Below are 25,321 nucleotides of genomic sequence, written 5' to 3'. Positions count from 1 at the left end.
CATGAGTGTGATTGCGCAGGCAGGGGCGAAGGGTCGTCAGCTGCACAAATTTGGTGGGAGTAGTTTAGCGGATGCGAAATGTTACCTGCGCGTCGCGGGTATTATGACGGAGTATTCGCAGGCGGGCGACATGATGGTCGTCTCTGCCGCCGGCAGTACCACCAACCAGTTGATCAGCTGGCTGAAGCTCAGCCAGACCGATCGCCTTTCTGCGCATCAGGTGCAACAATCGCTCCGTCGTTATCAGATGGAGCTCATCTCCGGACTGCTGTCACCAGACGCTGCCGACACGCTGATTGCCATCTTTATTCAGGATCTTGAGCGCCTTGCCGGGTTGCTTGACGGCGGCGTCACCGACGCGGTATACGCCGAAGTCGTCGGTCACGGCGAAGTCTGGTCGGCCCGCCTGATGGCGGCGGTGCTGAACCATCTTGGCGTAGAAGCCGCCTGGCTGGATGCGCGTAGCTTCCTGCGCGCCGAGCGCTCCGCGCAGCCGCAGGTGGATGAAGGTTTATCCTATCCGCTTTTGCAGCAGCTGATAGCGCAGCACCCGAACAAGCGTCTGGTGGTGACCGGCTTTATTTCGCGTAACAACGCCGGGGAAACCGTCCTGCTGGGGCGTAACGGTTCCGACTATTCCGCCACCCAAATCGGCGCCCTGGCCGGGGCGTCTCGCGTCACTATCTGGAGCGACGTGGCCGGGGTCTACAGCGCGGATCCGCGTAAAGTGAAAGACGCCTGCCTGCTGCCGCTGCTGCGCCTGGATGAGGCCAGCGAACTGGCCCGCCTGGCGGCGCCGGTGCTGCATGCCCGTACGCTGCAGCCGGTCTCCGGCAGCGATATCGATTTACAATTACGCTGTAGCTACACCCCGGATCAGGGCTCAACGCGCATCGAACGCGTGCTGGCTTCCGGTACCGGGGCGCGTATCGTGACCAGCCATGATGATGTCTGCCTGATTGAGTTCCAGGTACCCGGCGGCCAGGATTTCAAACTGGCGCATAAAGAGCTGGACGCTATCTTAAAACGCGCCCAGCTGCGTCCGCTGGCGGTTGGCGTACACGCCGACCGTAAGCTGCTGCAGTTCTGCTACACCTCTGAAGTGGCCGACAGCGCGCTGAAGCTGCTGGACGAAGCGGGGCTGCCGGGCGAGCTGCGCCTGCGTCAGAAACTGGCGCTGGTGGCGATGGTTGGCGCTGGCGTGACCCGCAATCCGCTGCACTGCCACCGTTTCTGGCAGCAGCTGAAGGGTCAGCCGGTAGAGTTTACCTGGCAATCAGAAGAGGGCATCAGCCTGGTCGCGGTGCTGCGCGCCGGGCCGACGGAAAGTCTTATTCAGGGGCTGCATCAGTCGTTGTTCCGCGCGGAAAAACGCATTGGCCTGGTGCTGTTTGGCAAAGGTAATATCGGGTCCCGCTGGCTGGAGCTGTTCGCTCGCGAGCAGACCACGCTTTCCGCCCGCACCGGGTTTGAATTCATCCTTGCCGGGGTCGTGGATAGTCGCCGTAGCCTGCTTAATTACGAAGGCCTTGACGCCAGTCGCGCGCTGGCTTTCTTTAATGATGAGGCCGTTGAGCAGGATGAAGAGTCGCTGTTCCTGTGGATGCGCGCGCATCCGTACGATGATTTAGTGGTGCTGGACGTAACCGCCAGCGCGCAGCTGGCCGACCAGTACCTCGATTTCGCCAGCCATGGTTTCCACGTTATCAGCGCGAATAAGCTGGCTGGCGCCAGCAGCAGCAGTAAGTATCGCCAGATCCACGACGCGTTCGAGAAGACCGGGCGCCACTGGCTGTACAACGCCACCGTCGGCGCCGGTTTACCGGTCAACCATACGGTGCGCGATTTGATTGATAGCGGCGATACCATTCTGGCGCTGAGCGGTATTTTCTCCGGCACCCTCTCATGGCTGTTCCTGCAGTTTGACGGCACCGTGCCGTTTACAGACCTCGTCGATCAGGCCTGGCAGCAGGGGCTGACGGAACCGGACCCGCGCGTCGATCTCTCCGGGAAAGACGTTATGCGTAAGCTGGTGATCCTGGCCCGTGAGGCGGGTTACAACATCGAGCCGGATCAGGTGCGCGTTGAGTCGCTGGTGCCCGCCCACTGCGAAGAGGGGTCTGTCGATCACTTCTTTGAGAACGGCGAAGCGCTGAACGAGCAGATGCTGCAGCGTCTGGAAGCGGCGCGCGAGATGGGCCTGGTGCTGCGCTACGTCGCGCGCTTTGATGCTAACGGTAAAGCCCGCGTCGGCGTGGAAGCGGTGCGCGAAGAGCACCCGCTGGCGGCGCTGCTGCCGTGTGATAACGTCTTTGCTATCGAGAGCCGCTGGTATCGCGATAACCCGCTGGTGATCCGCGGTCCGGGCGCCGGTCGCGATGTGACCGCCGGGGCGATTCAGTCGGATATCAACCGTCTGGCGCAGCTGCTGTAGCCATAAGTCAAAGACCAGGCAACGCCTGGTCTTTTCACCTTAGTGCGCCGCGAAGACTTCTTTGGCGGCAAACAGGCCATTCAGGGCCGCCGGGAATCCGGCATAGACCGCCATCTGCATGATCACTTCCGTAATCTCTTCCTGCGTCAGCCCGACATTTAACCCGGCGGCAATATGCACTTTTAGCTGCGGCGCGGCATTGCCGAGCGCCGTGAGCGCGGCGATAGTGGCAATTTCACGGCTGCGTAAATCGAGCCCTGGCCTGGCGTAAATATCGCCGAAGGGGAACTCAATCAGATAGCGGGCAAAATCGGGGGCGATATCCTTCAGGCTGTTGACGACGGCGTCGCCGCCTTTGCCGTCCACGCGCTGTAGCATTTCTCGTCCGATGGTATAACGTTCGCTGGTCATGGCTTTTCCTCAGTGTGATGATGCGTAATGAGGAAGGTTAGGGAAGTTTTCCTGACTTGAGTAATACCCTTTTCGTGATACCTTTTCAGTATGACAAATTCACGTTTACACACTCTGGATATTCGCCTGCTGCGCTACTTTGCGGTGGTGGCGGAGGAAAATAACATCAGCCGGGCCGCGCAGCGGCTATTTATTTCGCAGCCGCCGCTGAGCCGTCATATTCGCCATCTGGAAACGCAGCTGGGGGTAACGCTATTCTTGCGGCATACCAAAGGTCTGATCCTTACCGACGAGGGAAGACGGGTGCTGGATATCATTCGGCCTCTGCTGGCGCTTCAGGATCGCACCCTGGCGGCGTTGAGCCAGCTCTCTGCGCCCGCGCAGCAGCCTCTGCGTCTGGGGTTGACCACCGCCTTTGAGCAAGGCGTTTTCGCCGCCGCGGAATCCGCTCTGGGTGAGTACACCGGCGCATTGCACATCACTCGTCAGTCATCACCGGCGTTGGCCCAACTGGTGCGAAAGGGCAAGCTCGATGCGGCGCTGGTGGCGCTGCCGCTGAATACCGAGGGGCTTCACCTGCATCCGTTGCCGTATGGCGAGCCGCTTATCGCGGCGCTACCCGCATCCTGGCCGGAGGCCGCCAGGGCGGAGCTGACGTTAAGCGCACTCAATCATCGGCCGCTGTTCTGGTTTCCACGCGAGCGTAATCCCGATTTTTTTGACTATACGCGACGTATTTTTGACCGGGCAGGCTATGTGCCCACCTACGTGGAGGAGCCTGCCGAGCATGATGTTCTGCTGGCGCGGATTGCGCGCGGAGAAGGCCTGATCCTCCTGCCGGCCTCTTTTTCCGCGATTCAGCGGCAGGGGGTCGTCTTTTGTCCTTTGCAGGATGCCAGCCAGCAGCTTCCGCTTAGGCTGGGAATGGTGACGCTGCCCGCAAATGAGAGGGTCCGGGAAAGGGTAACAGCAGTCGTTGAAAAATCATTGCCTTAGCGAAAAAGAGATGAATTAATTTCATCCTGGCTGAATATTCCTCACTGTTTACGCTGATTTTTCTATTGACGCGGATGCCCTTTTCCGTCATTTTTACATCTGGACGTCTAAACGTATAGAAGTTCGCGACACAACAAACAATAAAATGCGATTGATGAGGTAAGGTATGAGCTTTTTTCACGCCAATCAGCGGGAAGCCCTGAATCAGAGCCTGGCGGAAGTGCAGGGCCAGATTAACGTCTCCTTTGAATTCTTTCCGCCGCGTACCAGTGAAATGGAGCAAACCCTCTGGAAATCCATCGATCGCCTGAGCAGCCTGAAGCCGAAGTTTGTCTCCGTGACCTACGGCGCTAACTCCGGTGAACGTGACCGCACCCATAGCATTATCAAAGGTATTAAAGAGCGTACCGGTCTGGAAGCCGCCCCGCATCTGACCTGTATCGATGCCAGCCGCGATGAGCTGCGTACCATTGCTAAAGATTACTGGGATAGCGGAATTCGCCATATCGTTGCGCTGCGTGGCGACCTGCCGCCTGGCAGCGGTAAGCCGGATATGTACGCGGCCGACCTGGTGACTCTGCTGAAAGAGGTCGGGGACTTTGATATTTCCGTTGCGGCTTATCCGGAAGTCCATCCGGAAGCCAAAAGCGCGCAGGCCGATCTGCTTAACCTGAAGCGCAAGGTCGAAGCCGGAGCAAATCGCGCGATTACCCAGTTTTTCTTTGATGTTGAAAGCTACCTGCGTTTTCGCGACCGCTGCGTCTCTGCGGGTATCGACGTCGAAATTATTCCGGGCATTCTGCCGGTCTCTAACTTCAGGCAGGCGAAAAAATTTGCCGATATGACCAACGTGCGTATCCCGACGTGGATGGCGAAAATGTTCGAAGGTCTGGACAATGACGCCGAAACCCGCCAGCTGGTGGGGGCGAACATCGCTATGGATATGGTGAAGATTCTCAGCCGCGAAGGGGTGAAGGATTTCCATTTCTATACCCTGAACCGCGCGGAAATGAGCTACGCGATTTGCCACACTTTAGGCGTGCGCCCGGCGTAAGCAGGCTTCAGATTTCCCCGTCCTTCTCTTCTCTCTGCGGCGTCAAAACATCTTCGGCGCCGCTTGTTCTGGTTATTTCCTTAAAACATCTTTTCTGGCGGTAAAACGGGGCGCCTGCGCCATCAGAGGTGACTATCCGCCAGCAGCAGCGGTACGTTTTGCGTTTGCATCAGAGAGAGGATATCGGGGGAGAGGCCGGTCTGGCTGATAACGAGGTCAAGGTCTGCCAGGCGGGCATGGCCTGCAAGGAACGTTTGACCAAATTTACTGCTGTCCGCCAGCAGGATTTTTTGCCGCCCGGCGCGCATCAGCGCTTGTTTGACGTGGGCATCGGTCATTTCAGGAACCGTCAGCTCTCCAAGATCGTTGACGCCCTGAGTGCTGAGGAAGACTTTGTCGGCGTGGATATGACGAAAGAAGTCGGCGGTACTGAAAGAGACCATTCCCTGGCTGGCGTCTTCATATTCACCGGGCGCGACGATCAACTTGATATTTTTTCTTCCTTTCAGGAGATTAACCACCGGAATGGAGTTGGTTATCACCATGATTTTCTTATCGAAAATAAAATGAGCGAGCGCCAACGGCGTGGTGCCGCAGTCGATAATAATCGTGTCGCCATCTTCAACCTGCTCGGCGGCTTTCTGGCCAATCAGGTGCTTATCATCGGCCATTTGTATCGATTGCAGCTGAAAGCCGGGCTCGACGCTGGCGCCGCGGGTTAAGTAGGCTCCACCGTAGGTTGTTTTTACAATGCCTTGTTTTTCAAAGAAAGAGAGATCGCGACGGATGGTCATTTTGGTGACGCCGAACTTTTCGGCGAGGTCATTGACGACGACTTTTTTGTCCTGTTGCAAAATGGCGTAAATGCTCATTCTTCGATTTGATGACTGCATATCTACGATTCACCCAAAGGAAAATCGCACTATAAAATACATCGTTTTGGCGGGCAATGGTGGGCGAAAAGAACATACCCGCCTGCTGGCGGGTATGTCGCGAGGGGTTATTCCCACTCTTGCAGGAAGCGTTGACCGTACTGGTCGGCCACCAGAAGCGCGGCATAGACCTGATCCGGCGTCGCGCCGCCGGGCATATTGTGGATGGTTTCACCTTCCGCGCAGGCGGCTTCCGCCACGGTACGCATTTTGCCCGGGATATCGACTTTAATATCCAGCTGCGCCAGGGTGATAGGCAGCCCGACGCTATGGCACAGCGCCGCTACGGTTTCGATCTCTTCCACCGGCGCGTTTTCCAGTACCAGCTGCGTAAGCGTACCGAAAGCCACTTTTTCACCATGATAGTAGTGGTGAGCGTCCGGAATAGCGGTCAGACCGTTATGGATAGCGTGCGCAGCCGCCAGGCCGCCGCTTTCAAAGCCGACGCCGCTCAGATAGGTGTTGGCTTCAATCACCCGTTCCAGCGCCGGCGTCACCACGTGCTGCTCCGCCGCCAGCATCGCTTTTTCGCCCTCTTCAACCAGCGTGTTGTAGCACAGTTCAGCCAGCGCCAGCGCCGCCTGGGTGCATTTTCCGCCCGCCATGGTGGTCGCGCCGCTGCGGGAGCAGGCACGCGCTTCAAACCAGGTCGCCAGCGCATCACCGATACCGGCTGCCAGCAGGCGCGCCGGGGCGCCAGCAACGATTTGCGTATCGACAATGACCATGTTCGGGTTGCGCGGCAGCATCAGGTAGCTATCAAACTCGCCGTCATCGGTATAGATGACCGAGAGCGCGCTGCACGGCGCGTCGGTGGAGGCAATCGTCGGGGCAATAACCACCGGCAGATTCATAAAGTGTGCTAATGCTTTTGCGGTATCCAGCGTCTTGCCGCCGCCGATACCCAGCACGGCGGTGCAGCGGGCGGAACCGGCAATATCACGCAAGCGGTTGATTTCGTTATGTGAGCATTCGCCGCCAAACGGTGCGATTTCGCCAGCCAGCCCCGCATCCGCCAGGCTTTTACGCAGTTTTTCTTCGGCAAAACCGAGTACGAATTTATCGCCCACGATGAGCCAGCGTTCTGCCAGCGGCTTTAGGTATCCACCAAGGCGGGTAATGACGTCCGCGCCCTGAATGTACTTACCGGGTGATTGAATAATGCGATCCATTTCTATTCCTCCTGGATGACCGTGATGCCACCCTCTGGGCAGCTCGCCGATCGGGTTACAGGTTTAGCGTTCCAAAGGCGTTATTCCAGTCCTGCTCAAACTTCTCAATAGCTGACTCTACCGCAGGGGTACCGAGCATTTGTTGCGCTACATCTAACGGAAGGGTGATCGCTTCGCAGCCTGCTAACAGGCAATCCAGCGCCTGGCGCGGCGTCTTAAAGCTGGCGGCCAGCACTTTGCTTTCCGGCGCATGCAGCTCCAGCAGGGACTGTAGCTCCTGGACCATGCGGATGCCGTCACCGCCCTGGGCGTCGACGCGGTTGACGTACGGCGCCACATATTTTGCCCCGGCCAGCGCGGCCAGCAGGCCCTGAGATGCGCTGTATACCGCTGTACCCAGCGTGGGGATACCTTCTTTTTTCAACAGCTTGATAGCGGCAAGGCCTTCGGCGGTGACCGGGATTTTTACCACGATACCGGGGACGGCGTTGCTCAGGCGTTTGGCTTCTTCCACCATGCCCTGCGCGTCGCGGCTCATGGTCTGGGCGAACAGAATACCTTCCGGACCGACGGCTTTTTGCAGGCGCGGAAGAACATCCCAAACCGGCGTTTTACCGGCTGCGATAATGCTCGGGTTGGTGGTCACGCCTGCCAGCGGGTAGATGCGCGCCAGGCGTTCAACTTCTGCTACGTTTGCGGTGTCCAGATAGAGTTCCATGATGCTTTCCTCAATGCTTAATTCGGTAGTGTCGTTGAGGAAAGAATACGGCTTTCACGCGAAGGGTCGCCAGATGACAAATTTGCCAAAAACTGGATAAATGTACGCATTGCGGTTAAGGATGATTTAGATCACATTTATCCCGCAACCCGGATTAAAATGGGAAAACAAGAACGCACAAAAGTCAGGTTTAACACACAAAAATCTAGTTTTTTAGCGAAGCCGTTTTTTCCGTCAGCTGGCTGTGATACTGACGGCGATACTCCGACGGCGAGCGCTCGGTGTTTTTGCGAAACAGGCGGCAGAAGTAGTTGCTGTCGGCGAAACCACAGGCGTGGGCGATATCTTTCACTTTCATATCGTGGCCTTTTAACAGCATTCTGGCCTGCTCCAGACGGATGTGATTCAGGTATTCGTTAAAGCCCATTGGCCCGCATTTCTGGAACAAATGGGAAAGATAGTTTGGTGAGAGATAAAACGCCTGCGCCACCGACTCGCGGGTTAACGGGTCGGCAAAATGGGTATCAATATGTTTACGAATCGCTTCAAAAAGCGCCTGGCTGCGCGATGACGTTTGTACCTGGCTGCCCAGCAGATCGGCACAGTGGCTGAGCAGGCTGGTGACAATACAGCGGGCCGTGTGCTGTTCCTGCGGCTGCATCTGCATTTCATTCAGCGCCTGCAGCAGAAACGATCCAACCCGGGGGCCGCGGCGAGGAACCTGCTGTTTATCCAGCACGTTAAGCGCGCTGCCGTCCCAGTGGCGTAGGACGAATTCCAGCTGCTGCTTACCAAACAAGACAGTTAACAGCGTGGAGGGCATCAGCCACTGCGGGTCATTCCATCCGCCTGCGGGGACGTACAGCACATCGTGCGGCGTCAGCTGCGCCTGGTCGGCCTTAATCGCCGGATCGCGAAGCTGGCCCGCAAGCATGATTTCGAGGCGCGGAAAATCGACGCTTAGCGCTTTCTCAGAAGCCGGCCTGGATTCTGTGGAAAAGTGGACTTTGCCGATTACCGCCGGGCCTTTAATAAAAGAATCAATGGCCTGATTAATGTCGCTATCCATTCTCTCTCCGCGTTGCGCGATCCCGTTTCATCATACCTAACAAACTGGCAGAGGGAAAAGCCGCGCGATTTTTCTGCGAAGAGAGTTGTAAGATTTGATTGATATGTTATATCGTAACATATTATTGCAAACCTTAACTCAGGAGAGAGTGATGACCCGAAAGATTTCCGCACTTATGCTTGGTATTAGCCTGGTACTGGCGAACAGTCAGGCGGTTGCCCACGGCCACCATAGCCATGGCCCGGCGCTGACCGAAGCCGAGCAGAAGGCGAGTGAAGGCATTTTTGCCGACCAGGACGTAAAGGACAGGGCGCTGAGCGACTGGGAGGGTATCTGGCAGTCGGTTAATCCCTATCTGCTGAACGGCGATTTAGATGCCGTGCTGGAGCAGAAGGCCAAAAAAGCCGGTAAAAGCGTGGCGGAATATCGGGAGTACTATAAGAAGGGCTATGCCACCGATGTGGAGCAGATTGGTATCGAAGATAACGTCATGGAGTTTCACATCGGAACAACCGTCAATGCCTGTAAGTACGCCTATTCCGGCTACAAAATCCTGACCTACGCATCCGGTAAAAAAGGCGTGCGCTACCTCTTTGAATGCCAGCAGGCGGATTCAAAAGCGCCGAAGTTTGTTCAGTTTAGCGATCACACCATCGCGCCGCGCAAGTCCCAACATTTCCATATCTTTATGGGCAATGAGTCCCAGGAAGCGCTGCTGAAAGAGATGGATAACTGGCCAACCTACTATCCTTATGCGCTGCATAAAGAGCAGATTGTCGACGAAATGCTGCACCACTAATAAAAAAGCTCCGGTAAACGCGATGCTTACCGGAGCTATGGTTTTTAACCCGGCTCGCGCTACGCTTAGCCGGGCTACAGGTTTCTCAAGGCGAACTAGCCGGTGTTACGCATGCCTGCCGCAACGCCTGCGATGGTGACCATCAGCGCTTGCTCAACGCGCGGGTCCGGTTTTTCACCTTTCTCTTCCGCCAGACGTGAACGATGGAGCAGCTCGGCCTGGAGCACGTTCAGCGGGTCGGTATAGATATTACGTAGCTGGATGGACTCCGCGATCCACGGCAGGTCGGCCATCAGGTGGGAGTCGTTGGCGATTGCCAGTACCACGTTGATATCGGCGGACAGCAGTTCACGCAGCTCTTCGCCCAGCTTCCACAGTTCCGGTTTCACCAGACGCTGATCGTAATATTCCGCCAGCCACAGGTCGGCTTTTGAGTAGACCATTTCCAGCATGCCGAGGCGGGTAGAGAAGAACGGCCAGTCGCGGCACATGCTTTCCAGCTCGCTCTGCTTGCCGCCTTCAACGACTTTTTGCAGCGCGGCGCCGGCGCCCAGCCAGGCTGGCAGCATCAGGCGGTTTTGCGTCCACGCAAAGATCCACGGAATGGCGCGCAGCGACTCGACGCCGCCGGTCGGGCGACGTTTGGCCGGACGCGAGCCCAGCGGCAGTTTGCCCAGCTCCTGCTCCGGCGTCGCGGAACGGAAGTAAGGAACAAAATCTTTATTTTCACGCACGTAGCCGCGATACATCTCGCAGGAGACGTCGGACAGCTCGGCCATGATGTCGCGCCATTGCGCTTTTGGCTCCGGCGGCGGCAGCAGGTTGGCTTCCAGAATCGCGCTGGTGTAGAGCGACAGGCTGCTGATGGTGACTTCCGGCAGGCCATATTTAAAGCGGATCATCTCGCCCTGTTCGGTAACGCGCAGGCCGCCTTTCAGGCTTCCCGGAGGCTGAGAGAGCAGGGCCGCGTGCGCCGGGGCGCCGCCGCGGCCGATAGAACCGCCGCGACCGTGGAACAGCGTCAGCTCAATGCCGGCTTTTTCACAGGTCTTAATTAACGCGTCCTGCGCCTGATACTGCGCCCAGGAGGCGGCCATCACGCCCGCATCTTTCGCCGAGTCGGAATAGCCGATCATGACCATCTGCTTGCCCTGGATAAAGCCGCGATACCAGTCGATATTCAGCAGCTGGGTCATAACGTCGTCGGCGTTATTCAGGTCGTCCAGCGTTTCGAACAGCGGGGCGACCGGCAGCGCGAAGCCGATGCCGGCCTCTTTCAACAGCAGATGCACGGCCAGGACGTCTGATGGCGTTTTGGCCATCGAAATCACGTAGGCCGCAATAGAGCCGCGCGGCGCTTCGGAGATGACTTTGCACGTCTCGAGCACTTCGCGCGTTTCTTCGCTTGGCTCCCACTGGCGCGGCAGCAGAGGACGCTTGGAGTTCAGTTCGCGGATCAGGAAGGCCTGTTTATCGGCTTCTGACCAGCTTTCATAGTCGCCGATGCCGAGATAGCGGGTCATTTCGCCCAGCGCTTCGGTGTGGCGGGTGCTTTCCTGACGGATATCGATACGCACCAGCGGTACGCCAAAGGCTTTTACGCGGCGCAGGGTATCGAGCAGCTCGCCGTTGGCGATAATGCCCATACCGCAGGCTTGTAGCGACTGGTAACAGGCGTAAAGCGGTTCCCACAGCTGCTCGTTTTGCGTGATAAGGCCCGCCGGTTTCGGCAGTTTCTGTCCTTTCAGGCGCGCTTCCAGCCAGGCCTGAGTCTCCATCAGCTGCGTGCGCAGTTTTTTCATCAGGTAACGATAGGGTTCCTGAGCGCCTTCCGCGCCTGCCAGCTCACGCAGCTCGTCGGTGCACTCAACCATCGACAGCTCGGAAATCAGCAGCTGGACATCTTTCAGGAACAGATCGGTTGCCTTCCAGCGGCTGAGCAGCAGGACGTGGCGGGTAATGTCGGCGGTCACGTTCGGGTTGCCGTCGCGGTCGCCGCCCATCCAGGACGTAAAGCGAACCGGAACAAAATCGACCGGCAGCCGATAGTTCAGGTTATCTTCCAGCTGTTCATTCAGCTCGCGCAGGTAGTTCGGTACGCCTTCCCACAGGCTATTTTCGACAACCGCGAAGCCCCATTTGGCTTCATCCACCGGGGTAGGGCGATGCTTGCGGATTTCATCGGTGTGCCACGACTGGGCAATCAGCTGGCGCAGACGGCGCATGACCTGATGACGTTCATAGTCCGCAATGTCGTTGTTATCGAGCTGCTTCAGGCAGCTGTTGATCTCGCCCATCTTGTGGATCAGCGTACGACGCGTGATTTCGGTCGGATGCGCGGTCAGCACCAGCTCCAGCGACAGGGATTCAACGGCTTGTTTAATAATCGTTTCGTTGAGATTGGGTTGCTCTTTGAGCTTTCTCAGGGTGCGGGCAATCACTTCCGGATTACTGGCCGCTTCGCCTTTTGGCGAAATGCTGTGGTATTGCTCAGCGGTATTCGCCAGGTTCAGAAACTGGCTAAAGGCGCGCGCCACCGGCAGCAGCTCGTCGTTGGACAAGTTTTGCAGCGTGGTGAGCAGCTCCTGGCGGTTGGCTTCATTGCCAGCGCGAGAAGATTTGGACAACTTACGGATAGTTTCGACACGATCAAGAATGTTTTCTCCCAGCGCATCCTTGATGGTATCGCCCAGCACCTTACCGAGCATACTGACATTACTACGCAAAGCGGAATATTGTTCGTTCATGTTACCCCAGACACCCCATCTCATTTTATTTTGTTATATCCGGCGCTCGATAATTTGAGCAGTGGATAAGCAACCGTCTTTATAAAGCCACGTAAAAACCCCCACGTCAATTGTTGCGAAATCGCTTCAGCAAACGAATAAATGGCGGCAATTTGCGAAATTTAACTCGGAGGTCGCTTGATAAGCGTTGCTTATGAAAATGTGATAATTGTCACCCTCTCGCGCCGATAAAATCGCACGAGAGAATGGGTATTTAATGCCAGCAAAAATGGTGAACCACCTGAGTGATGAGCTCGCGGGTCGGCTTAATAAAGCGCGTTTCCAGGTACTCATCCGGCTGGTGGGCCTGGTTGATAGAGCCCGGGCCTAACACCAGCGTTGGGCAGAGGGTCTGAATAAACGGCGCTTCGGTACAGTAGTTGACCACGTCGGTTTGCGCGCCGAGGAGTTTTTCGACGACCTCAACCAGCTTATGGTCCGGCGGACATTCGTAACCGGGGATCGGCGGATGCAGTTCAGCAACGGTCAGGCGACCAGGCCAACGCTCGCTCACCGGCGCCAGCGCTTCGTTAAGGAGCCCGTTGAGATCGTTGAGCGTCATTCCGGGCAGCGGACGAATATCCATATGCAGTTCGCAGCAGGCGCAAATGCGGTTGGAGGCATCGCCGCCGTGAATTGCCCCGAGGTTAAGTGTGGGATACGGGACGGTAAACGCGGCGTAGTGATAACGCTCTTTTAAATCGTCGCGCAGCTGCATGATGCGGCCAATGGCGTCGTGCATCAGTTCAATCGCGTTGACGCCGCGTGCCGGGTCGCTGGAGTGGCCCGACTGCCCCTGAATGCGAACCGCGTTGGACATGTGGCCTTTGTGCGCGCGTATCGGCTGCAGCGACGTGGGCTCGCCGATAATGGCGCAGTCCGGTCGCAGCTGGGTCGTCTCGGCGAAGTAGCGGGCACCGGCCATGCTGGTCTCTTCATCGGCCGTCGCCAGAATATAGAGCGGCTTTTTCAGCTGAGTGACGTCAACGTCGCGCAGGGCGTCGAGAATAAAAGCGAAGAAGCCTTTCATATCCGCGGTGCCGAGACCGTACAGCTTATTGTCGTGCTCGGTCAGGGTAAAAGGGTCGCGGGTCCAGCGGCCATCATCAAACGGGACGGTATCGGTGTGCCCGGCAAGCAGCAGGCCGCCAGCGCCGTGGCCGCTGCTGGCCAGCAGGTTGAATTTATTACGCGTGTCCGGGACTGGCTGAACTTCAACATTAAAGCCGATATCGCGGAACCAGCCTGCCAGTAAATTGATTAAAGACTCATTGCTTTGATCCAGCGCCTCTTCGGTTGCGCTGATGGAAGGTGTGGCGATCAGCGCGCGGTAAATCTCGATAAAGGGCGGTAATTTGTTTTTCATTGTTGACACACCTCGGGTCGTGATAGTATCAATATTCATGCATTATTTGTGAATAAAAATACATTATCGTTGAGCGTAAGAAAACCCATCGAATGTAAGGATGATGCTCTTACGGCTCAACAGGGTGGGGAAGGCAACGGTCTTCCAGGGCAAATATACGTAAGCAAGAAGGTGAAGAGCCCCAATGTTGAACACGCTGATTGTGGGCGCCAGCGGTTATGCCGGCGCAGAGCTAGTGGCCTATGTAAATCGCCATCCTCATATGACCATAACCGCATTGACGGTCTCCGCGCAAAGCAATGATGCGGGAAAATTAGTTTCCGATTTGCATCCGCAGCTGAAAGGCATTGTCGATCTGCCGCTGCAGCCGATGTCCGATATCAGCGAGTTTAGCCCCGGAGTCGATGTCGTTTTTCTGGCTACCGCGCACGAGGTAAGCCATGACCTGGCGCCGCAGTTTCTCGCCGCTGGCTGCGTCGTGTTCGATCTTTCCGGGGCGTTCCGCGTTAATGACGGCGCCTTCTATGAAAAATATTACGGTTTCACTCATCAGCACCCTGAACTGCTGGAGCAGGCGGTTTACGGCCTGGCCGAGTGGAGCGTCGAAAAGCTAAAAGAAGCTAATCTGATCGCCGTACCGGGCTGCTACCCGACGGCGGCTCAGCTATCGTTAAAACCGCTGATCGACGCGGGGCTGCTGGATCTTAACCAGTGGCCGGTGATCAACGCGACCAGCGGGGTCAGCGGCGCCGGGCGTAAAGCCTCTATCGGCAATAGCTTCTGCGAAGTCAGCCTGCAACCCTACGGCGTTTTCAACCACCGTCATCACCCGGAAATTTCAACCCACCTGGGCGCGGACGTTATTTTTACTCCGCATCTGGGCAATTTTAAGCGTGGGATTCTGGAAACCATTACCTGCCGTCTGAAGCCTGGCGTGAGCAAAGAGCAGGTGGCGGCGGTATTCCAGCAGGCCTATGCGGATAAGCCGCTGGTACGTTTATACGATAAAGGTGTCCCTGCATTGAAAAATGTCGTGGGTCTGCCATTCTGTGATATCGGTTTTGCGGTCCAGGATGAACATATCATCGTGGTGGCGGCGGAAGATAACCTGCTGAAAGGCGCGGCCGCGCAGGCCGTGCAGTGCGCAAATATTCGTTTCGGCTTCGCTGAGACGCAGTCTCTTATTTAAGGTGTGATGATGAATCCTTTAATTATCAAACTTGGCGGCGTCCTGCTGGACAGCGAAGAAGCGCTTGAGCGCCTGTTTACGGCACTGGTGAACTACCGCGAATCCCATCATCGCCCGCTGATTATTGTGCACGGCGGCGGCTGTGTGGTGGATGAACTCATGAAGCAGCTCAACCTGCCGGTGAACAAGAAAAACGGTCTGCGGGTCACGCCGGCGGATCAGATCGACATTATTACCGGCGCGCTGGCGGGAACCGCCAACAAAACGCTGCTGGCGTGGGCGAAGAAGCACGGCCTGGCTGCCGTTGGGCTATTCCTCGGCGATGGCGATAGCGTCAAAGTGACGCAGCTTGATGAAGAGCTGGGTCATGTCGGATTCGCTCAGCCGGGTTCTCCGGCGCTGATTAACACGCTGCTGGCTGGCGGATATATGCCGGTCGTTAGCTCCATCGGCGTCACCGATGAAGGCGAGTTGATGAACGTCAACGCCGACCAGGCGGCGACCGCGCTGGCGGCAACGCTCGGCGCAGACCTGATTCTGCTGTCTGACGTAAGCGGCATTCTCGATGGTAAAGGGCAGCGCATCGCGGAAATGACCGCCGAGAAGGCTGAACAGCTGATCGAGCAGGGCATTATCACCGACGGCATGATCGTCAAAGTGAATGCGGCCCTGGACGCGGCGCGGACATTAGGCCGCCCGGTCGATATCGCCTCCTGGCGCCACGCGGAGCAGCTCCCTGCGCTGTTTAACGGCACGCCGATCGGCACGCGTATACTGGCATAATCAATTTATCATTTTGTCGGCCCGGTAAGCGTAGCGCCGCCGGGCAATAAAATTCAAAGATATTAAGGAAGCATGTTATGGCACTTTGGGGTGGGCGTTTTACTCAGGCAGCGGATCAGCGGTTCAAACAGTTCAACGACTCTTTGCGCTTTGACTATCGCCTGGCGGAGCAGGATATCGTTGGCTCTGTTGCCTGGTCCAAAGCGCTGGTGACGGTGGGCGTACTGTCCGCCGATGAGCAGCTACAGCTGGAAGAGGCGCTGAACGTTCTGCTGGAAGACGTGCGGGCTAACCCTCAGCAGATCCTTGAAAGCGATGCGGAAGATATTCATAGCTGGGTGGAAGGTAAGCTGATCGACAAGGTCGGCCAGCTGGGCAAAAAGCTGCACACCGGGCGTAGCCGTAATGACCAGGTGGCGACCGACCTGAAGCTGTGGTGCAAAGACACCGTGATGGAACTGCTGTCGGCGAATCGTCAGCTACAAAGCGCGCTGGTTGAGACGGCGGAGAATAATCAGGACGCCGTTATGCCGGGCTATACCCACCTGCAGCGCGCGCAGCCGGTGACGTTTGCCCACTGGTGTCTGGCCTATGTCGAAATGCTGGCGCGTGATGAAAGCCGCCTGCAGGATGCGCTTAAACGTCTGGACGTCAGCCCGCTGGGCTGCGGAGCGCTGGCGGGTACCGCCTATGAAATCGATCGTGAACAGCTTGCCGGCTGGCTGGGCTTCGCATCGGCGACCCGCAATAGCCTGGACAGCGTGTCCGATCGCGATCACGTACTGGAACTGCTGTCCGATGCCTCAATCGGTATGGTCCACCTGTCGCGTTTTGCTGAAGATCTGATCTTCTTCAATACCGGCGAAGCGGGCTTTGTTGAGCTTTCTGACCGCGTGACTTCTGGCTCATCCCTGATGCCGCAGAAGAAAAATCCGGATGCGCTGGAGCTGATCCGCGGTAAATGCGGCCGCGTGCAGGGTGCGCTGACCGGCATGATGATGACCCTCAAAGGGCTACCGCTGGCCTACAACAAAGATATGCAGGAAGATAAAGAAGGCCTGTTTGACGCGCTTGATACCTGGCTCGACTGCCTGCATATGGCGGCACTGGTGCTCGACGGTATTCAGGTAAAACGCCCGCGTTGTGAAGAAGCCGCGCAGCAGGGTTACGCCAATGCCACCGAACTGGCGGATTACCTGGTTGCCAAAGGCGTACCGTTCCGTGAAGCGCACCATATTGTCGGTGAAGCGGTAGTGGAAGCCATTGCCCAGGGCAAGCCGCTGGAGGATCTGCCTCTGGCCGATTTGCAGAAATTTAGCCCCGTGATTGCGGATGACGTCTATCCGATTCTGGCGCTGCAGTCGTGTCTGGATAAGCGTGCGGCTAAAGGTGGCGTTTCTCCTCAGCAGGTGGCTCAGGCGATTGCCGACGCTAAACAGCGTCTGGTGTGATCCGCCTGCGGGGCTGCTTTTAAGGCGGCAAATAAACGAAGCTCGGGTAACTCCGGGCTTTTTTATGCAAAAAAAAGCGGACACAAGGTCCGCAAAAGTTCACGTTGGCTTTAGTTATCCGGGTAGAGAGGTGATGAGGAAGCTCAATGATTTTCTGAAGTTTTCCTCATTTATGGGTTTATTATTGAACAGAAACCTTGATAGGGATAATCGTTCGTTGCTATTCTATCTATCGCCATGGACTATCGTGGCGATGGAGGATGAATAATGAATATTCGCGATCTTGAATATCTGGTAGCGCTAGCCGAACACCGCCACTTCCGCCGTGCGGCGGATTCTTGCCACGTCAGCCAACCGACGCTCAGCGGGCAAATCCGTAAGCTGGAGGATGAACTCGGCGTGATGTTGCTGGAGCGCACCAGCCGTAAGGTTCTGTTCACCCAGGCAGGGCTGCTGCTGGTGGATCAGGCGCGTACCGTGCTACGAGAAGTCAAAGTGCTTAAGGAAATGGCGAGCCAGCAGGGAGAGACCATGTCCGGGCCGCTGCATATTGGACTGATCCCGACGATTGGCCCTTATCTGTTGCCGTTGATTATCCCGATGCTGCACCAGACCTTTCCCAAGCTGGAAATGTATCTGCATGAAGCACAAACCCATCAGCTTTTAGCGCAGCTTGATAGCGGTAAGCTCGACTGCGCGATTCTGGCGCTGGTCAAAGAGAGCGAAGCGTTTATTGAGGTGCCGCTGTTTGATGAGCCCATGATGCTGGCTATCTACGAAGATCACCCGTGGGCGAACCGCGAGTGCGTGCCGATGTCGGACCTGGCCGGTGAAAAGCTGCTGATGCTGGAAGATGGGCACTGCCTGCGCGATCAGGCGATGGGCTTTTGCTTTGAAGCGGGCGCCGATGAAGATACCCATTTCCGGGCGACGAGCCTCGAAACGCTGCGTAACATGGTGGCTGCCGGTAGCGGCATCACGCTGTTGCCAGCCCTGGCCGTGCCGCAGGAGAGAAAGCGCGATGGCGTGGTCTATGTGCCCTGCATCAAGCCGGAGCCGAGACGTACCGTGGGGCTGGTTTATCGTCCGGGTTCGCCGCTGCGTAGCCGCTATGAACATCTGGCGGAGGCCATCCGCGGTAAGATGGATGGCCATTTCGACGCCGCGTTAAAACAGGCGGTTTAAGCCATTTAACGCCGCGACCCGATAGGCTTCCGCCATCGTCGGATAGTTAAAGGTGGTGTTAACGAAGTACTCAATGGTGTTACCACCGCCTTTCTGCTCCATTATCGCCTGGCCGATGTGAATAATTTCGGCCGCGCGCTCGCCAAAGCAGTGAATCCCGAGGATCTCTTTCGTTTCGCGATGAAAGAGGATCTTCAGCGTACCGACGCTCATACCGACGATCTGCGCCCGGGCCAGATGTTTGAACTGCGCGCGACCCACCTCGTAAGGCACCTTCATTGCCGTCAGCTGCTGCTCGGTTTTACCGACGGAGCTGATTTCCGGAATGGTGTAAATCCCGGTAGGGATATCCTCAATCAGGTGCGCCGATGCCTCGCCTTTTACCAGCGCCTGGGCAGCGATGCGGCCCTGGTCGTAGGCGGCGGAGGCCAGGCTTGGATAGCCAATCACATCGCCGACGGCATAAATATGCGGCAGGGCGGTTTGATACATGCTGTTGACCTTCAGCTGGCCGCGGCTGTCGGTTTGCAGACCGATATTTTCCAGCGCCAGTGAGTCGGTGTTCCCGGTGCGGCCGTTAGCGTACAGCAGGCAGTCCGCTTTGAGCTTTTTGCCGGATTTCAGATGCATGATGACGCCGTCATCAACGCCCTCAATCTTTTCGTACTCTTCATTGTGGCGAATGACCACGCCGCTGTTCCAGAAGTGATAGGAGAGCGAGTCGGACATCTCCTGATCGAGAAACGCCAGCAGACGATCGCGGGTGTTGATCAGATCCACTTTGACCTCCATTCCCCGGAAGATCGACGCATATTCGCAGCCGATCACCCCGGCACCGTAGATGATCACATGGCGCGGTTCGTGATGCAGGCTGAGAATCGAGTCGCTGTCATAAATGCGCGGATGATGGAAGTCGACGTCTGCCGGATGGTACGGGCGTGAACCGCAGGCAATCACGAACTTTTCCGCCGTCACCGTTTCCACGGTACCGTCGTGGCACTCCAGCGCGATAGTGTGTTCATCAACAAAATGGGCATTGCCCTGCAGGATTTCGCAGTGGTTACGCTCATAGAAACCCTGACGCATATGGGTTTGCTGGTTAATGACGCTGTCGGCATGGTTCAGGATGTCGGCGAAGGAAGAACGAAGAAGACGGGAATGGTCGCTGTAGAGGGGATTTTGGTTAAACTCGATAATACGGCTGACGGCATGGCGGAGGGCTTTTGACGGGATGGTACCCCAGTGGGTACAACCGCCGCCGACGTTATGGTAGCGCTCAATGACGGCAACGCGTGCTCCCTGTTTCACCAGCCCCATGGCGGCACCTTCTCCGCCAGGACCGGAACCAATCACAATTGCATCATAATCCCAAGAGTGTGACATGGCATTACTCACCTGTTTTATACATAAAATAAACACGATGATAACATTCGCCGCGCTTTAACCCAATTATCGTTGTGCTTTTTTGCGGCATAAAAGCAGAAACAGCTCGTAAACAATCATTCACAATCCAGTGTAAACCGATTAGTTCTAATCTCTGGTATAGTGCCGGAAGGGCTTATGGAAGGATTCAGACAACGTGATGGGCGTAAGAGCGCAACAAAAAGAAAAAACCCGGCGTTCGCTGGTGGAAGCGGCATTCAGTCAGCTGAGTGCTGAGCGCAGTTTTGCCAGCTTGAGCCTGCGCGAAGTGGCGCGGGAAGCGGGGATCGCCCCGACGTCCTTCTATCGTCATTTTCGCGATGTCGATGAGCTGGGTCTGACCATGGTGGATGAAAGCGGGCTCATGCTGCGCCAGCTGATGCGCCAGGCGCGCCAGCGTATCGCTAAAGGCGGCAGCGTCATTCGTACCTCTGTTTCCACCTTTATGGAATTCATTGGCAACAACCCGAACGCCTTCCGCCTGCTGCTGCGGGAACGCTCCGGTACCTCCGCGGCGTTTCGTGCCGCCGTGGCGCGTGAAATTCAGCATTTTATCGCGGAACTTGCCGACTATTTAGAAATCGAAAACCATATGCCGCGCGCCTTTACCGAAGCGCAGGCTGAAGCTATGGTCACCATCGTATTTAGCGCTGGCGCCGAGGCTCTCGATGTGGGCCCGGAGCAGCGTCGACAGCTGGAAGAACGCCTGGTGCTGCAGCTCAGAATGATCTCGAAAGGCGCGTATTACTGGTATCGCCGTGAACAAGAAAAAATATCAAATCATTCCGAATAACGTGAAGGACGAGCAATGAAACACTCAGTACAAGATAGAGGTACGCTGCTGCTGGCGCTGATCGCAGGTTTATCCATTAATGGTACCTTCGCCGCGCTGTTCAGCTCCATTGTCCCTTTTTCCATCTTCCCCATTTTGTCGTTGGTGCTGACGGTTTACTGCCTGCATCAGCGCTATCAGAATCGTAGTATGCCCGTGGGTTTGCCGGGGCTCGCCGCCGCCTGTTTTATTCTCGGCGTGCTGGTTTACAGTACCGTCGTGCGCGCGGAATACCCGGACATCGGATCTAACTTCTTCCCGGCGGTTCTGTCGGTGATTATGGTGTTCTGGATTGGCTACAGGTTACGCAACCGCAAGAACGCGGTCGCTGAATAATCTCTCACCCGGCAGCAGCGCTGTTGCCGGGTTTTCTCGCGCAGCTTTACTTCTTCGTTAGCAGCACGCCGCATTCCATATGATGGGTATAGGGGAACTGGTCGAATAGCGCCAGGCGCGCGATCTCGTGGGTCTCACTGAGCGTTTCCAGGTTCTGGCATAGGGTCTCCGGATTGCAGGAGATATAGAGAATACGCGGATACGCCTGCACCATTTTCTCCGTTTCGCTATCCAGCCCGCTGCGCGGCGGATCGACGAAAATCGTCTCGCACTGATAGCTCTTCAGGTCGATTCCCTGCAGGCGGTTAAACTCCCGCACGCCGTTCATCGCCTGGGTAAACTCTTCCGCCGACATGCGGATAATCTGCACGTTATCAATGTGGTTCGCTGCAATATTGTATTGCGCCGCCGCGACGGACGGTTTGGCGATTTCCGTTGCCAGCACGCGTTCGAAATTACGCGCCAGCGCCAGCGAAAAGTTGCCGTTGCCGCAGTACAGCTCAAGCAGGTCGCCGGTTGCGCCTTTAGTGGCGTCGATAGCCCACTCCAGCATCTGAATGTTCATCGCCGCATTTGGCTGGGTGAAGCTATTCTCAACCTGACGATAGATCATTTCACGCCCGCCAACCGGCAAGCGTTCATCGATATAGTCTTGATCCAGCTCGATTTTAGTTTTCGTGGCGCGGCCAATCAGGTGCACATTCAGATTTTGCGCCCGCAGCGCATCGCGCAGGCGCGCCGCCTGCTGACGCCATTCATCGTCGAGCTTTTTATGATACAGCAGCGATATCACGGCCTGGTTGCTCAGGGTGGTGAGATAATCCACCTGAAACAGTTTGTGGCGCAGTACCGGGTTATCGCGTACGCCCTCAATCACCGCGGCCATCAGCTGATTAATCAGCTCGCTGGCGGCCGGGAAAGTCTCGACGCGGATCCGGGATTTGGTCTGCTGGTCGAACATAATGTGGTACAGATCGTCGCCATCGTGCCACAGGCGAAACTCTGCGCGCATGCGGTAGTGGCTGACCGGCGAACGAAACACTTCCGGAACCGGGGCGCTAAAAGGCGCCATCATTTTCTGCAAACGGACGACTTTTTCTGCCAGCTGCGCTTCATATTGTTCGGTAGGAAGGTGTTCGGGGGTCATGATGCATCCTGAATAAAATAAGTACGCGGGGATTGTAGGGAAAGCGCCGGGGATGTCCAGCCCTGATGATATAAGGAAATATAACGGTAGAAGTCTGGACATCTATATGTTTCTGATTATAGCATCGTGCTACCGGTCCTATGAGTTAATAGGGAATCCAGTGTAAATCTGGAGCTGACGCGCAGCGGTAAGGAAAAGTGGGATGAGCGCATTATGCAGACACTGCGGCTATTTAGCGGGAAGTCCTCGTCCATTAAACACTCCAAGCCCGAAGACCTGCCGGAATACGTCGCATTTGGTTTCTATCATCGCGTGCTACTGATAGAGCCGGCGGCATCCTTTGTTTATTACGGATGCTTTAAAAATGATTAAAAAAGCTTCGCTGATGACGGCGCTCTCCGTCACGGCATTTTCCGGCTGGGCGCAGGACAGCAATTCAGATACGTTAGTGGTCACAGCAAACCGTTTTCAACAGCCGGTCAATACGGTTCTTGCGCCGACCGATGTGGTTACCCGGGAAGATATCGATCGCTGGCAGGCGAAAGATTTAAACGATGTGATGCGCCGATTGCCTGGCGTGGACGTCGCACAAAATGGTGGCATGGGTCAATCCTCCTCTCTTTTTATCCGTGGTACTGAAGCCAAACAAGTTCTGGTGCTGGTTGACGGCGTTCCCATGGCCCGACCGGGTATTACAAATAACCCCGATCTGAACCAGATCCCTTTGTCGCTGGTGCAGCGCGTCGAATATATCCGCGGCCCGCGTTCAGCGATTTATGGTTCCGGGGCAATGGGCGGCGTGATTAACGTCATTACGCATTCCGATAAAGAACAATCCAAAATTACCGCTGGGGTAGGATCGAAAGGCTACCAACAATATGACGGTACCCTGCGCCATCGCTTTGGCGATATGGTGGCGACGGTTGCGGGTTCTTATGAGGGTAATAAAGGCTTTAACGTTCAGCCCGATTCAACCTGGGATCACGACGGCGATCGCGACGGTTTTCGTAATAAAACGTTTTGGGGCAGCCTCGAGCATAAATTTAACGAGAATGTTGACGGTTTCTTCCGCGGACACAGCTACACCAACAACTCTGATTACGATCTGGGAAGCCCGCCGTATAGCCCGGCCTACAGCGCCGATGAAAGCCAGCTCTATAACCAGAGCTGGGATGCGGGGCTGAACTTTAATTCCGGAATTTATTCCTCCCAGCTCATCGCCAGCTATCAGAAGATAAAGGACTACAACTACAGCAGTATTTATGGCCGTTATAATGATGGGACGACGCTCGACAGGATGACGCAGCGTAACCTGCAATGGGGCAATAACGTTATTGTCGGTCATGGCTCTGTCAGCGCAGGGGTGGACTGGCAGCAGCAGCGGTTAACTTCATCAGATACGGCGATGTCGGATACCTACAAACGTGACAATACGGGACTGTACCTGACGGGCCAGCAGCAAGTTGGCGACGTGACCCTCGAAGCGTCCGGACGTGAAGACCACGATGAGCAGTTTGGCTGGCACGGTACCTGGCAGACTACCGCAGGCTGGGAGTTTGTCGAAAATTATCGCCTGACTCTCGGCTACGGTACCGGCTTCCTCGCGCCTTCTTTAGGGCAACAGTTTGGCTCCACCCGATTTGGTATCAACGCGAATCCTAATCTGAAACCTGAAGAGTCGAAACAGTGGGAAGCTGGGCTGGAAGGGCTCACCGGTGCCGTGGACTGGCGCTTGTCCGCGTACCATTACAAAATTACTAACCTGATTACCTATTATTCCGATCCTGTTACCTATGACGGGGAATACGACAATATCAATGCCGCGACGATTAAAGGCGTGGAATGGACGGGAAGTATCGATACCGGTATTTTCAGCCATCGCGTAACGTTGCAGTATGTCGATCCGCGTAACGATGATAACGGTGAAGTGCTGGCCCGACGTTCTAAACGACAGGCAAAGTATCAGCTGGATTGGTCCATGTTTGATGTCGATATGGATGTGTCCTGGCAGTATTATGGGAAGCGTTACGATAACAACACCTCCCAGTACAACAATACGCAAAGAATTTTGCCGAGCTACAGCACGGTAGACGTTTCTGCATCGTATCCGATCACCGATCGCCTGACAGTTCGTGGTAAAATAGCTAACCTGTTCGATAAAGATTACGAGACAGCTTATGGCTACCAAACTGCAGGACGAGAATACTACTTGTCTGGCAGCTACACCTTCTGATCCACGTCCCACCGTGCTGGTGTTTGATTCCGGCGTCGGTGGGCTGTCGGTTTACAATGAGATTCGGCAGCTTCTGCCGAATCTGCATTATATCTACGCTTTCGACAACGTTGCTTTCCCCTACGGCGAGAAGAGTGAAGAGTTTATTGTTGAACGCGTCCTGGAGATTGTGACTGCGGTTCAGCAGCGTTACCCTCTGGCGCTGGCCGTTATTGCCTGTAACACCGCAAGTACCGTTTCCCTCCCCGCCTTACGCGATAAATTCGCCTTTCCGGTTGTCGGCGTCGTTCCGGCGATAAAACCGGCGGCCCGCTTAACGGCGAATGGCGTTGTTGGCCTGCTGGCGACGCGCGGAACGGTAAAACGCCCTTATACGCGCGAACTGATCTCCCGTTTTGCGAATGAATGCAAAATCGAAATGCTGGGGTCGGCAGAGCTGGTAGAACTGGCAGAGGCCAAACTGCACGGTGAGCCGGTCCCGCTGGATGAACTGCGGCGTATCCTGCGTCCCTGGCTACGAATGCAGGAACCGCCTGATACGGTTGTGCTGGGATGTACGCATTTCCCTCTAATACAAGAAGAGCTGCAGCAGGTTCTGCCGGAAGGGACGAGAATGATCGACTCCGGAGCTGCGATTGCGCGTCGCACCGCCTGGCTATTAGAGCACGAAGCGCCTGACGCAAAATCGAGTGATGCCAATATTGCGTACTGTATGGCGCTGACGCCTGAAACTGAGCAGCTTTTGAGCGTTTTGCGGCGCTATGGCTTCGAGTCGCTGGAAAAACTGGCGCTTTCATAGCATTTTGCACAAAAAAGAGACGGTTGAAAGATTTTTTGAAGACAGGGCTTGTCAACGTCTCAGAACTCCCTATAATGCGCCTCCACTGACACGGAACAACGGCTTACAGCCCGCCGGGTCAGCGGGATTCAGCGATGAATACCGGCAGAGAAAAGCGAAAATAATCGCTTGACTCTGAATGAGGAAAACGTATTATACGGGACCTCG

21 protein-coding genes and 1 riboswitch are annotated in these 25,321 nt (G+C 56.0%); of the genes, 12 read left to right on the top strand and 9 right to left on the bottom strand.

Annotated features, from left to right (window positions below; genetic code table 11):
• The first annotated feature begins 1 nt into the window (after nucleotide 1).
• A complete protein-coding gene (locus tag FQK12_RS22585) occupies nucleotides 2-2,434 on the top strand; it encodes a bifunctional aspartate kinase/homoserine dehydrogenase II (RefSeq protein ID WP_014227430.1) in 2,433 nt (810 codons plus the stop codon).
• Nucleotides 2,435-2,473: 39 nt separating this feature from the next.
• Here FQK12_RS22585 and FQK12_RS22580 read toward each other — a convergent pair whose 3' ends face one another.
• Complete coding sequence (locus tag FQK12_RS22580; protein WP_004856015.1) at nucleotides 2,474-2,845, bottom strand: carboxymuconolactone decarboxylase family protein; 372 nt, start codon at nucleotides 2,843-2,845, stop codon at nucleotides 2,474-2,476.
• Between the two features lie 90 nt (nucleotides 2,846-2,935).
• Between FQK12_RS22580 and FQK12_RS22575 the strand changes: the two genes are divergently transcribed.
• Together FQK12_RS22575 and metF are read left to right on the top strand one after the other, a co-directional pair.
• Nucleotides 2,936-3,841 carry a LysR family transcriptional regulator gene (locus FQK12_RS22575; RefSeq protein ID WP_014227431.1) on the top strand — a complete coding sequence of 302 codons (906 nt, stop codon included), beginning with the start codon at nucleotides 2,936-2,938 and terminating at the stop codon, nucleotides 3,839-3,841.
• 166 nt (nucleotides 3,842-4,007) lie between these two features.
• A complete protein-coding gene (gene metF / locus FQK12_RS22570; protein WP_004856019.1) occupies nucleotides 4,008-4,895 on the top strand; it encodes a methylenetetrahydrofolate reductase in 888 nt (295 codons plus the stop codon).
• Nucleotides 4,896-5,017: 122 nt separating this feature from the next.
• Here the strand turns inward: metF and FQK12_RS22565 are convergent, their stop codons facing one another.
• The 4 genes from FQK12_RS22565 to FQK12_RS22550 form a co-directional block, all read right to left on the bottom strand.
• Nucleotides 5,018-5,767, bottom strand: coding sequence for a DeoR/GlpR family DNA-binding transcription regulator (locus FQK12_RS22565; protein WP_014227432.1), 750 nt, complete (start codon nucleotides 5,765-5,767; stop codon nucleotides 5,018-5,020).
• A 128-nt stretch (nucleotides 5,768-5,895) separates the two neighbouring features.
• On the bottom strand, nucleotides 5,896-6,999 hold the full coding sequence (locus tag FQK12_RS22560) for a glycerol dehydrogenase (protein WP_014227433.1): 1,104 nt from the start codon (nucleotides 6,997-6,999) through the stop codon (nucleotides 5,896-5,898).
• 55 nt (nucleotides 7,000-7,054) lie between these two features.
• Nucleotides 7,055-7,717, bottom strand: a complete 663-nt coding sequence (gene fsa, locus FQK12_RS22555) for a fructose-6-phosphate aldolase (RefSeq protein WP_004107558.1) — start codon at nucleotides 7,715-7,717, stop codon at nucleotides 7,055-7,057.
• Between the two features lie 205 nt (nucleotides 7,718-7,922).
• Entirely contained in the window at nucleotides 7,923-8,786 is an 864-nt protein-coding gene (locus FQK12_RS22550) for an AraC family transcriptional regulator (protein ID WP_014227434.1), read from the bottom strand.
• A gap of 151 nt (nucleotides 8,787-8,937) precedes the next feature.
• Between FQK12_RS22550 and zinT the strand changes: the two genes are divergently transcribed.
• The gene (gene zinT / locus FQK12_RS22545) at nucleotides 8,938-9,585 is read left to right on the top strand and encodes a metal-binding protein ZinT (protein WP_014227435.1); all 648 of its coding nucleotides are present in this window, start codon (nucleotides 8,938-8,940) and stop codon (nucleotides 9,583-9,585) included.
• A gap of 95 nt (nucleotides 9,586-9,680) precedes the next feature.
• Here zinT and ppc read toward each other — a convergent pair whose 3' ends face one another.
• Together ppc and argE are read right to left on the bottom strand one after the other, a co-directional pair.
• Entirely contained in the window at nucleotides 9,681-12,332 is a 2,652-nt protein-coding gene (gene ppc / locus FQK12_RS22540) for a phosphoenolpyruvate carboxylase (protein WP_004856030.1), read from the bottom strand.
• A 253-nt stretch (nucleotides 12,333-12,585) separates the two neighbouring features.
• The gene (gene argE / locus FQK12_RS22535) at nucleotides 12,586-13,737 is read right to left on the bottom strand and encodes an acetylornithine deacetylase (RefSeq protein WP_014227436.1); all 1,152 of its coding nucleotides are present in this window, start codon (nucleotides 13,735-13,737) and stop codon (nucleotides 12,586-12,588) included.
• A gap of 184 nt (nucleotides 13,738-13,921) precedes the next feature.
• On the opposite strand from argE, the gene argC reads away from it, so the two are divergent.
• The 4 genes from argC (at nucleotide 13,922) to oxyR (ending at nucleotide 18,345) form a co-directional block, all read left to right on the top strand.
• The gene (gene argC / locus FQK12_RS22530; protein ID WP_014227437.1) at nucleotides 13,922-14,926 is read left to right on the top strand and encodes an N-acetyl-gamma-glutamyl-phosphate reductase; all 1,005 of its coding nucleotides are present in this window, start codon (nucleotides 13,922-13,924) and stop codon (nucleotides 14,924-14,926) included.
• 6 nt (nucleotides 14,927-14,932) lie between these two features.
• Nucleotides 14,933-15,709, top strand: a complete 777-nt coding sequence (gene argB / locus FQK12_RS22525; RefSeq protein ID WP_088941751.1) for an acetylglutamate kinase — start codon at nucleotides 14,933-14,935, stop codon at nucleotides 15,707-15,709.
• A 77-nt stretch (nucleotides 15,710-15,786) separates the two neighbouring features.
• Entirely contained in the window at nucleotides 15,787-17,160 is a 1,374-nt protein-coding gene (gene argH, locus FQK12_RS22520) for an argininosuccinate lyase (RefSeq protein WP_014227439.1), read from the top strand.
• 267 nt (nucleotides 17,161-17,427) lie between these two features.
• Nucleotides 17,428-18,345 (top strand): DNA-binding transcriptional regulator OxyR, encoded by a 918-nt coding sequence (oxyR, locus tag FQK12_RS22515; protein WP_014227441.1) that lies wholly within the window; start codon nucleotides 17,428-17,430, stop codon nucleotides 18,343-18,345.
• Here the strand turns inward: oxyR and sthA are convergent.
• Nucleotides 18,328-19,728, bottom strand: coding sequence for a Si-specific NAD(P)(+) transhydrogenase (gene sthA / locus FQK12_RS22510; RefSeq protein WP_004116922.1), 1,401 nt, complete (start codon nucleotides 19,726-19,728; stop codon nucleotides 18,328-18,330). The two genes, oxyR and sthA, sit on opposite strands and share 18 nt — an antisense overlap.
• 196 nt (nucleotides 19,729-19,924) lie before the next feature.
• Here sthA and fabR point away from each other — a divergent pair, with 196 nt between their 5' ends.
• Both fabR and FQK12_RS22500 read left to right on the top strand, forming a co-directional pair.
• Nucleotides 19,925-20,560 (top strand): HTH-type transcriptional repressor FabR, encoded by a 636-nt coding sequence (gene fabR / locus FQK12_RS22505; RefSeq protein ID WP_004107582.1) that lies wholly within the window; start codon nucleotides 19,925-19,927, stop codon nucleotides 20,558-20,560.
• 15 nt (nucleotides 20,561-20,575) lie between these two features.
• Complete coding sequence (locus tag FQK12_RS22500; RefSeq protein ID WP_004856046.1) at nucleotides 20,576-20,935, top strand: YijD family membrane protein; 360 nt, start codon at nucleotides 20,576-20,578, stop codon at nucleotides 20,933-20,935.
• 46 nt (nucleotides 20,936-20,981) lie between these two features.
• Here FQK12_RS22500 and trmA read toward each other — a convergent pair whose 3' ends face one another.
• Nucleotides 20,982-22,082 carry a tRNA (uridine(54)-C5)-methyltransferase TrmA gene (gene trmA, locus FQK12_RS22495; protein WP_014227442.1) on the bottom strand — a complete coding sequence of 367 codons (1,101 nt, stop codon included), beginning with the start codon at nucleotides 22,080-22,082 and terminating at the stop codon, nucleotides 20,982-20,984.
• Nucleotides 22,083-22,198: 116 nt separating this feature from the next.
• Nucleotides 22,199-22,381, top strand: a riboswitch (cobalamin riboswitch).
• A gap of 65 nt (nucleotides 22,382-22,446) precedes the next feature.
• Between trmA and btuB the strand changes: the two genes are divergently transcribed.
• Both btuB and murI read left to right on the top strand, forming a co-directional pair.
• Complete coding sequence (btuB, locus tag FQK12_RS22490) at nucleotides 22,447-24,315, top strand: TonB-dependent vitamin B12 receptor BtuB (RefSeq protein WP_014227443.1); 1,869 nt, start codon at nucleotides 22,447-22,449, stop codon at nucleotides 24,313-24,315.
• Nucleotides 24,260-25,114 (top strand): glutamate racemase, encoded by an 855-nt coding sequence (gene murI, locus FQK12_RS22485; RefSeq protein WP_004856053.1) that lies wholly within the window; start codon nucleotides 24,260-24,262, stop codon nucleotides 25,112-25,114. Before btuB ends, murI begins: the two co-directional genes overlap by 56 nt.
• The last annotated feature ends 207 nt before the right edge of the window (nucleotides 25,115-25,321 follow it).

Source organism: Klebsiella sp. ME-303, from assembly GCF_007910085.1.
Classification (GTDB): domain Bacteria; phylum Pseudomonadota; class Gammaproteobacteria; order Enterobacterales; family Enterobacteriaceae; genus Klebsiella; species Klebsiella michiganensis.
The sequence above is the reverse complement of the archived record's forward strand: the minus strand, read 5'-3'. Positions and strand labels throughout refer to the sequence as shown.

What these genes read in the sequence shown, in the direction of transcription:
- FQK12_RS22575 (WP_014227431.1), top strand. Translation starts at nt 2,936, where the DNA reads ATGACAAATTCACGTTTACACACTCTGGATATTCGCCTGCTGCGCTAC.
- FQK12_RS22565 (WP_014227432.1), bottom strand. Translation starts at nt 5,767, where the DNA reads ATGAGCATTTACGCCATTTTGCAACAGGACAAAAAAGTCGTCGTCAAT.
- fsa (WP_004107558.1), bottom strand. Translation starts at nt 7,717, where the DNA reads ATGGAACTCTATCTGGACACCGCAAACGTAGCAGAAGTTGAACGCCTG.
- metF (WP_004856019.1), top strand. Translation starts at nt 4,008, where the DNA reads ATGAGCTTTTTTCACGCCAATCAGCGGGAAGCCCTGAATCAGAGCCTG.
- zinT (WP_014227435.1), top strand. Translation starts at nt 8,938, where the DNA reads ATGACCCGAAAGATTTCCGCACTTATGCTTGGTATTAGCCTGGTACTG.
- trmA (WP_014227442.1), bottom strand. Translation starts at nt 22,082, where the DNA reads ATGACCCCCGAACACCTTCCTACCGAACAATATGAAGCGCAGCTGGCA.
- sthA (WP_004116922.1), bottom strand. Translation starts at nt 19,728, where the DNA reads ATGTCACACTCTTGGGATTATGATGCAATTGTGATTGGTTCCGGTCCT.
- FQK12_RS22580 (WP_004856015.1), bottom strand. Translation starts at nt 2,845, where the DNA reads ATGACCAGCGAACGTTATACCATCGGACGAGAAATGCTACAGCGCGTG.
- argB (WP_088941751.1), top strand. Translation starts at nt 14,933, where the DNA reads ATGATGAATCCTTTAATTATCAAACTTGGCGGCGTCCTGCTGGACAGC.
- murI (WP_004856053.1), top strand. Translation starts at nt 24,260, where the DNA reads ATGGCTACCAAACTGCAGGACGAGAATACTACTTGTCTGGCAGCTACA.
- FQK12_RS22550 (WP_014227434.1), bottom strand. Translation starts at nt 8,786, where the DNA reads ATGGATAGCGACATTAATCAGGCCATTGATTCTTTTATTAAAGGCCCG.
- oxyR (WP_014227441.1), top strand. Translation starts at nt 17,428, where the DNA reads ATGAATATTCGCGATCTTGAATATCTGGTAGCGCTAGCCGAACACCGC.
- FQK12_RS22560 (WP_014227433.1), bottom strand. Translation starts at nt 6,999, where the DNA reads ATGGATCGCATTATTCAATCACCCGGTAAGTACATTCAGGGCGCGGAC.
- FQK12_RS22585 (WP_014227430.1), top strand. Translation starts at nt 2, where the DNA reads ATGAGTGTGATTGCGCAGGCAGGGGCGAAGGGTCGTCAGCTGCACAAA.
- ppc (WP_004856030.1), bottom strand. Translation starts at nt 12,332, where the DNA reads ATGAACGAACAATATTCCGCTTTGCGTAGTAATGTCAGTATGCTCGGT.
- argC (WP_014227437.1), top strand. Translation starts at nt 13,922, where the DNA reads ATGTTGAACACGCTGATTGTGGGCGCCAGCGGTTATGCCGGCGCAGAG.
- btuB (WP_014227443.1), top strand. Translation starts at nt 22,447, where the DNA reads ATGATTAAAAAAGCTTCGCTGATGACGGCGCTCTCCGTCACGGCATTT.
- FQK12_RS22500 (WP_004856046.1), top strand. Translation starts at nt 20,576, where the DNA reads ATGAAACACTCAGTACAAGATAGAGGTACGCTGCTGCTGGCGCTGATC.
- argH (WP_014227439.1), top strand. Translation starts at nt 15,787, where the DNA reads ATGGCACTTTGGGGTGGGCGTTTTACTCAGGCAGCGGATCAGCGGTTC.
- argE (WP_014227436.1), bottom strand. Translation starts at nt 13,737, where the DNA reads ATGAAAAACAAATTACCGCCCTTTATCGAGATTTACCGCGCGCTGATC.